This is a genomic window from Pseudoalteromonas sp. Z1A6 (genome assembly GCF_011378745.1).
Taxonomy (GTDB): domain Bacteria; phylum Pseudomonadota; class Gammaproteobacteria; order Enterobacterales; family Alteromonadaceae; genus Pseudoalteromonas; species Pseudoalteromonas arctica.
This window is the reverse complement of the sequence record NZ_WTKW01000403.1, coordinates 1-3,453: the sequence shown is the minus strand read 5'-3', so window position 1 is coordinate 3,453 and position 3,453 is coordinate 1. Positions and strand designations below refer to the sequence as shown.

5 protein-coding genes are annotated in these 3,453 nt (G+C 39.5%); 3 read left to right on the top strand and 2 right to left on the bottom strand.

What is annotated here, in order from left to right:
* Window positions 1-43: 43 nt before the first annotated feature.
* Entirely contained in the window at window positions 44-334 is a 291-nt protein-coding gene (locus GQR46_RS17790; RefSeq protein WP_165741805.1) for a prephenate dehydrogenase, read from the bottom strand.
* 82 nt (window positions 335-416) lie between these two features.
* Between GQR46_RS17790 and GQR46_RS17785 the strand changes: the two genes are divergently transcribed.
* Entirely contained in the window at window positions 417-626 is a 210-nt protein-coding gene (locus tag GQR46_RS17785) for a hypothetical protein (protein WP_024600329.1), read from the top strand.
* Here the strand turns inward: GQR46_RS17785 and epmB are convergent.
* On the bottom strand, window positions 623-1,636 hold the full coding sequence (epmB, locus tag GQR46_RS17780) for an EF-P beta-lysylation protein EpmB (protein WP_165741807.1): 1,014 nt from the start codon (window positions 1,634-1,636) through the stop codon (window positions 623-625). The two genes, GQR46_RS17785 and epmB, sit on opposite strands and share 4 nt — an antisense overlap.
* 40 nt (window positions 1,637-1,676) lie before the next feature.
* Between epmB and efp the strand changes: the two genes are divergently transcribed.
* Window positions 1,677-2,243 (top strand): elongation factor P, encoded by a 567-nt coding sequence (efp, locus tag GQR46_RS17775; protein WP_010555265.1) that lies wholly within the window; start codon window positions 1,677-1,679, stop codon window positions 2,241-2,243.
* Between the two features lie 56 nt (window positions 2,244-2,299).
* Window positions 2,300-3,274, top strand: a complete 975-nt coding sequence (epmA, locus tag GQR46_RS17770) for an elongation factor P--(R)-beta-lysine ligase (protein ID WP_165741803.1) — start codon at window positions 2,300-2,302, stop codon at window positions 3,272-3,274.
* The last annotated feature ends 179 nt before the right edge of the window (window positions 3,275-3,453 follow it).

Genomic DNA, 3,453 nt, shown 5'->3' with positions numbered 1-3,453 from the left:
AAATAAAAATGCCGCTAAATAGCGGCATTTTTATTTTTAAGCTTTACTTAAAAGTAGCTAACAACGTGAGTATTTGTTGTAACTTAATAACGGTTGTTTTCAGTTTTTCTTCTTCAAAACCATCGTTAGATAAGCTTTCAACATCAGCGGCTACGTCGAGTACGTAAGGCTTAAAACGTTTAGCTTCAAAGCTAAAACCGGCATCTTGTGCAAATAAGGCTTTAAATTTGCCATGGCCTTGTTGTTGTAATTCGTCTAATTTTTTATCGGCGTCAAGTGCCTGACGATAAACAATTTTTAAGTTAGTGTTGAGTTGTTCAATTATAGAATCCATGGTTTTCCTAAAGCTTTGTGCTGCATGGCCGACATAATACGTGGATTACATTTAAAAGTCAGGTTGATTAAGGCTTATAATTATGAATATATCAGGTGGAAATTTACCAGCTATGTCTGGTTCAGGCCAAGGCAGCGAGCTTTACACTGCTGCTTTGTCTAAAAAACAGCAATTAGCTGATGGCGCTGCAGCGCTTGCACTTATTGAAGGTGCAGCGCAATCGTCAAGTGCGCAAACGCCGGCTAAATCGGCGACTGCATCACTGGGTAATAACGTAAATATATATGTTTAAATGAGCTTAAGGTCGATAGGTGTTTTGCTTTTTTGACCACCGATTTCTCTTACTAATTTAGGCACTAAAAATCCAGGCAGAGCTTTTAATAGCTCTGCCATTATTTCAATTGCTTGCGCTTCATTAATATCAAAGTGGCTCGCCCCTTCAACTTTATCTAGCAAATACAAATAATACGGCAATACGTCTGCGTCAAATAACGTTTCGCTTAAATTTATTTGCGCATCGAGCGTATCGTTCACATCTTTTAAAATTACAGCTTGGTTTAGAAGCGTTACGTTTGCTTGTTTAAGCTTTTGCATGGCAGCTTTAAAATCAGCGTCTATTTCGTTTGCGTGGTTTATGTGATTAATAAAAATAATTTTTAATGGCGATTTTGCTAATCGTTCACATAACTCATCGGTAACTCGCGCCGGTATAACTACTGGCAAACGGCTATGAATTCGCATTCGTTTTATTTGTGGTAATTGCTCAAGCTCATCCAAAAACCAGCTTATTGCATCGTCTTTGGCCATCAGTGGATCGCCACCACTTAAAATCACTTCGTTTATATTGCTATCTGATTTTATGTAGCTCAGTGTTTCTAGCAGACTTTTTTTATTGAGTTGGTTTTCTTGATACGGGAAATGCCTTCTAAAGCAATAACGACAATTTACAGCACAGCCGGTTTTAAACATCACCAAAACACGTGATTTATACTTATGTAAAAGGCCTGGTTGGTCGTTATCTTGCTCAAGTAGGGGATCTTTATTAAAACCCGATTTAGTCAAAAATTCTTGATGGCGTGGCATAACTTGTAGCAATAGAGGATCGTTTGGATCGCCTTTGCGTATTTTTTTTATAAAAGGGATAGGCACGCGTACCGGAAATAAACTACGGGCTTTTAGGTCGTTTTCATGGACTTGGCTCGATAAACCGACCATTTCAAGCAAGGTTTTTGGGCAGGTAACTACATTTGCTAATTCTTTTTGCCAGTTTTTATGCAAATTTGCTTCATTTCTTTGTATCATTGGCATGTAGATTACTCGAAAAATATAAATAGAGGAAACGATGGCGAATTATAGCACCAACGAGTTCAAGGGCGGCCTAAAAATTATGATGGACGGCGAGCCTTGCAGTATCTTAGAAAATGAAATGGTAAAACCTGGTAAAGGTCAGGCGTTTAACCGTGTTCGTATCCGTAAACTTATCTCTGGTAAGGTGCTTGAAAAAACCTTTAAATCGGGTGAATCAGTTGAAGGTGCTGATGTAATGGATACAGATTTAGCGTATCTATACACAGACGGCGAATTTTGGCATTTCATGAACAACGAAACATTTGAGCAAATTGCTGCTGACGAAAAAGCACTAGGCGATTCAGTAAAATGGTTAGTTGAAAATGATTTATGCACAATTACATTATGGAACGGCAGCCCTATTGCTGTTACACCACCTAACTTTGTTGAGCTTGAGATCACTGAAACAGATCCAGGCCTTAAAGGCGATACAGCGGGTACTGGTGGTAAACCAGCAACGCTTAGCACAGGCGCTGTGGTACGAGTTCCATTATTCGTACAAATTGGCGAAGTAATTAAAGTAGATACTCGTAACGGTGAATACGTAAGCCGTGTTAAGTAAGCTTTAACATTGTTTATAAAATCCCAGCTTACGCTGGGATTTTTTTTGGAGAAAATATGTCAGCAGATCTTTGGGCCCCAAGCGCAAGCATTGAAACACTAAAACAACGCGCATCGATATTACGTAGCATCCGTGAATTTTTTTATGTACGTGATGTTTTAGAAGTAGAAACGCCAAGCTTAAGTGCTGCCAGTGTAACCGATGTGCACTTAGCTAGTTTTAATACCACATTTGTGGGCCCAGGGCATGCTGGTGGGCTTCCTCTATTTTTACAAACATCTCCAGAGTTTGCCATGAAACGCTTGTTAGCAGCAGGCTCAGGCGCTATTTTTCAGCTTTGTAAAGCATTTAGAAATGAAGAAGCGGGTAGCCATCATAATCCCGAATTTACAATGCTGGAATGGTATCGCCCAGGCTTTGATGAATTTACACTTATGGATGAAATGGATGAGCTAATGCAGCTTGTTTTAGGTGTCGCGCCTGCAACTAGACTTACCTATCAGCAAGCGTTTGAAAAAGCACTCGGCCTCGACCCGTTAACCGCAAGCATAGAGCAATTAAAGCAATTAGCATGTAAGCAGGGGTTTGCTGATATAGCCCAAAATGAAACGCATAAAGATACCTTACTGCAGTTATTATTTTGTATGAAAGTAGAGCCTACAATAGGACAAGAAAAACCGTGTTTTGTTTATCATTTTCCAGCTTCTCAAGCGGCACTTGCACAAATTTGTGAACATGATGCACGCGTAGCAGGGCGCTTTGAGCTTTATTACAAAAATATGGAATTAGCTAACGGCTTTAACGAACTAACAAATGCCAGTGAGCAAGCTAAACGTTTTAATGAAGATAACACATACCGCGCTGAAAACGGTTTAAAGCAAGTGCCAATGGATACGCGTTTAATTAAAGCGCTAGATCATGGATTACCACAATGCGCAGGGGTGGCTTTGGGTATAGATAGGCTTGTAATGCTCGCAACAAATAAAGAGAAAATTAAAGACGTAATAGCTTTTGATGTGCAAAGGGCGTAATGCTTAGCCTGTAGGCGTAGGTGGAATATTTGTAGGTGCGAATTTATTTCGCGCTCATGTAATTTAACTTTATAAAAAAGCGAGGTATAAAACCTCACCTACAAATAAACATCAACCCCAACAACATACGGCAAACCTGTAGGTGCGAATTTATTTCGCGCTCATGTAATTTAACTTTA

Excerpts from the sequence above, each read along its gene's own strand:
- epmB (WP_165741807.1), bottom strand. The coding sequence starts at position 1,636 with ATGATACAAAGAAATGAAGCAAATTTGCATAAAAACTGGCAAAAAGAA.
- epmA (WP_165741803.1), top strand. The coding sequence starts at position 2,300 with ATGTCAGCAGATCTTTGGGCCCCAAGCGCAAGCATTGAAACACTAAAA.
- GQR46_RS17785 (WP_024600329.1), top strand. The coding sequence starts at position 417 with ATGAATATATCAGGTGGAAATTTACCAGCTATGTCTGGTTCAGGCCAA.
- GQR46_RS17790 (WP_165741805.1), bottom strand. The coding sequence starts at position 334 with ATGGATTCTATAATTGAACAACTCAACACTAACTTAAAAATTGTTTAT.
- efp (WP_010555265.1), top strand. The coding sequence starts at position 1,677 with ATGGCGAATTATAGCACCAACGAGTTCAAGGGCGGCCTAAAAATTATG.